The organism is Candidatus Cryptobacteroides sp. (genome assembly GCF_056207615.1).
Genome location: NZ_JBAEER010000107.1, coordinates 1 through 2,842 on the forward strand (window position 1 = coordinate 1; position 2,842 = coordinate 2,842).

Sequence of the window (2,842 nt, forward strand, 5' to 3'; positions counted from 1 at the left end):
TACACCTCGCGCCATGACCACAGGATGATGATGGCCCTCAAGGTTGCATCACTCGGCGCAGATTCTCCTATCATCATCGATGACGAGAAGTGCGTGGCCAAGTCCTTCCCTAATTTCAATGAACTTTTCAATACCCTTCAATAGATGAACAGCTTCGGAAGAAAATTCAGAGTCTCGATCTTCGGTGAGTCGCATGGCCCAATGATTGGCTGTGTGATTGACGGTGTCGTACCAGGAATACGCATCGATCTCGAAGAGATGTCAAAGGAGATCGCTCGTCGCAAGAGCGGCGGTCTGGGTACCACACCTCGCATCGAGGAGGATGAGCCCGTGGTCGTCAGCGGCCTTTTCGACGGAGTCACCACCGGAGCTCCGCTCACCATTCTTTTCGCTAACAACAACACCAAGTCCAAGGACTACTCGTCGCTCGTGAACTTCCCTCGTCCCGGCCATGCCGATTTCGTGGCAGGAGTGAAGTACAATGACTTCCAGGACTATCGTGGCGGCGGACATTTCTCCGGCCGCATCACCCTTCCTGTCGTCGCTGCCGGTTTCGTGGCGAAGCAGATATACAGCGACGTGAGCTTCAGTGCCGAACTCATAGAGGTCGGTGGCGTGAAGCCTCGTATCCCTGCCCATGCAAAGAATGACGAGCAGGTGATGGAAGCCATCAGGAAAGCCGCTGAGGAGGGAGATTCTCTAGGCGGAATCGTCGAGTGTACCATCAAGGGCCCGGGAATGGAAGTGGGCCTTGGAGAGCCTTTCTGGGACTCGGTTGAGGCTCTTATCTCACATGCGATATTCTCTATCCCTGGCGTACGCGGAATTGAATTCGGAGACGGCTTCCAGTCCGCAAGGATGAAGGGTTCGGAACATAATGATCCAATCGGCGAGGATTGCAGACCTACAAAGAACGGTGCCGGTGGAGTGAACGGCGGAATCAGCAACGGAGGTCCTATCATCTTCCGTGTGGCATTCAAGCCGACTGCCAGCATACGCAAGCCTCAGCTGAGCTTCAATTTCGGAACGGAGAAGATGGAGGAGCTGGTGGTTCCGGGGCGTCATGACGTCTGCTTCGCTCTCCGCACTCCGGTGATCGTGGAGGCAATGGCTGCCATCGTGCTTGCCGACCTTCTGTTGCTTTCGGATCTGGACTATCCGCTTGAGCCTTATGAAGAGTAGATTCATCAAAATCCTTTTCCTGACCTTAGCCATGACTTCCTGCGACAAACTTCATAAAACATCCCTGACCGATGCCGAGCGCGAACTCATCAACGAGTCCGGCTTCATCATGAGGGTGCTCACCGTCGACGATCCTAAGGATGTCGAGGTGCTCAGGAAGGATTGTACTTTTATGACCGACAAGGACATCCAGTCACCGGACTTTGCCCGTCTTGCCGTGCGCATGATTGCGACCGTGACGTCTCCTGAGCAGGATGGAGTCGGCATAGCGGGCCCGCAGGTAGGCATCAACCGCCGTGTCGTCGCAGTCCAGCGTATGGACAAGGAAGGAGAGCCGTTCCAGGTGTATCCTAATATCCGCATCACGGCAGTGCGCGGAGAGAAGGTCGCCGGAGAGGAAGGCTGTCTGTCCGTCCCTGGAAGGCGGGGAAGCGTGGACAGATATCAGGAAATCGACATTACTTACACGCAGGCGGTGTTCAGGAAGAGCCGCCTTACCAAGGACGTCGTTGCTGCTGGTGTGAAGGACACCACCGAGACCGTCAAGGGTTTCACGGCCGTGATCTTCCAGCATGAGTGCGACCATCTGGACGGTGTGCTCTATATTGATAAACTTAAAGACTAGAAAGATATGAAACGTATGTTGTTATCCACGGTAGCGGTCATGCTCTGCATGAGTGTCAGCGCACAGGTGATATTTGAGGACGGCTGGTTTGTCGACAATAACGGAAACAAGACAGAGTGCCTCATAAGGAACGACGAGAAGTTCTGTGCTGCATCAAGAATACGCTACAAGATGAGCTCTGGTGGTGAGGAGCGTGCTGCCTCCATCACCGAGGTCAGCTCCTTCTTCGTGGGCAACATGCTTTTCGAGCGCCATGAGGTGGGCATAGACGTTTCCGAGAGTACCTTGACTTCAGGCATAGGTTATGATTCTGAGCCTGTGGTCGAGAAGAAGAACGTCTTTCTCCAGATACTCTGTGACGGAGCAGCAAGACTCTATTACTACAATGTCCCTAACATCAAGGACAATTTCTTCTTCTCTACTGAAGCCAATCCTGAGCTTCAGTATCTCGTGAACAAGGAATATCTCACTGACGGAAGGACTGGTTATCTCAGGGAGAATCATGCTTTCCACAATCAGCTGTATGCGGTTTTTGCCGGAAAGGTAAGCACCGACGACCTGAAGAAGGCGCAATATACGGAGAATGACCTGGTAAGCCTGTTTGATCAGTATAATGGTACGAAATCCGTGACGCGTCGTCGTGGTAAGCTTAATCTTGACATCAGGGCAGCCTACAGGCCAGCAAAGATGTCTGGACTGTACGGCGCGGCACTTTCGTTGGAATACGTCATGCCGTTCAACCGTAACAAATGGTCTGTCCTTGCGTCTGTTGATGGAAAGATATATGACATCACCGATCCTCAGGTCAGCGATAAAGACAAGCTTCATGAAGGTTTCTATCTTCAACTCAGGGTAGGTGCAAGGTACTATATGTATCTCCACAAGTCAGTAAGCATGTACCTTGACGGCGAGTTCGCGATGGGACAATTCGACAGGACCCTTCTCGGTGTAGGTTTCAAGTTCTTCGACGGTTTCGCCGTAGGAGCACAGTATTCCCTCCCGATGTTCCTCCTTGTTCCGAATGTCAAGCCAACA

3 protein-coding genes and 1 pseudogene are annotated in these 2,842 nt (G+C 52.6%); all 4 read left to right on the plus strand.

Annotation, left to right across the window (positions count from 1 at the left end; all coding sequences use genetic code 11):
• Positions 1–144: pseudogene (locus AC06ND_RS06515) on the plus strand (3-phosphoshikimate 1-carboxyvinyltransferase); the annotation flags it as partial.
• Entirely contained in the window at positions 145–1,182 is a 1,038-nt protein-coding gene (aroC, locus tag AC06ND_RS06520; protein WP_475678187.1) for a chorismate synthase, read from the plus strand.
• Entirely contained in the window at positions 1,172–1,807 is a 636-nt protein-coding gene (locus AC06ND_RS06525) for a peptide deformylase (RefSeq protein ID WP_475678188.1), read from the plus strand. The genes aroC and AC06ND_RS06525 overlap by 11 nt, the downstream gene beginning before the upstream one ends.
• A gap of 6 nt (positions 1,808–1,813) precedes the next feature.
• On the plus strand, positions 1,814–2,842 hold a 1,029-nt coding region (locus AC06ND_RS06530), incomplete at its 3' end, for a hypothetical protein (protein WP_475678189.1).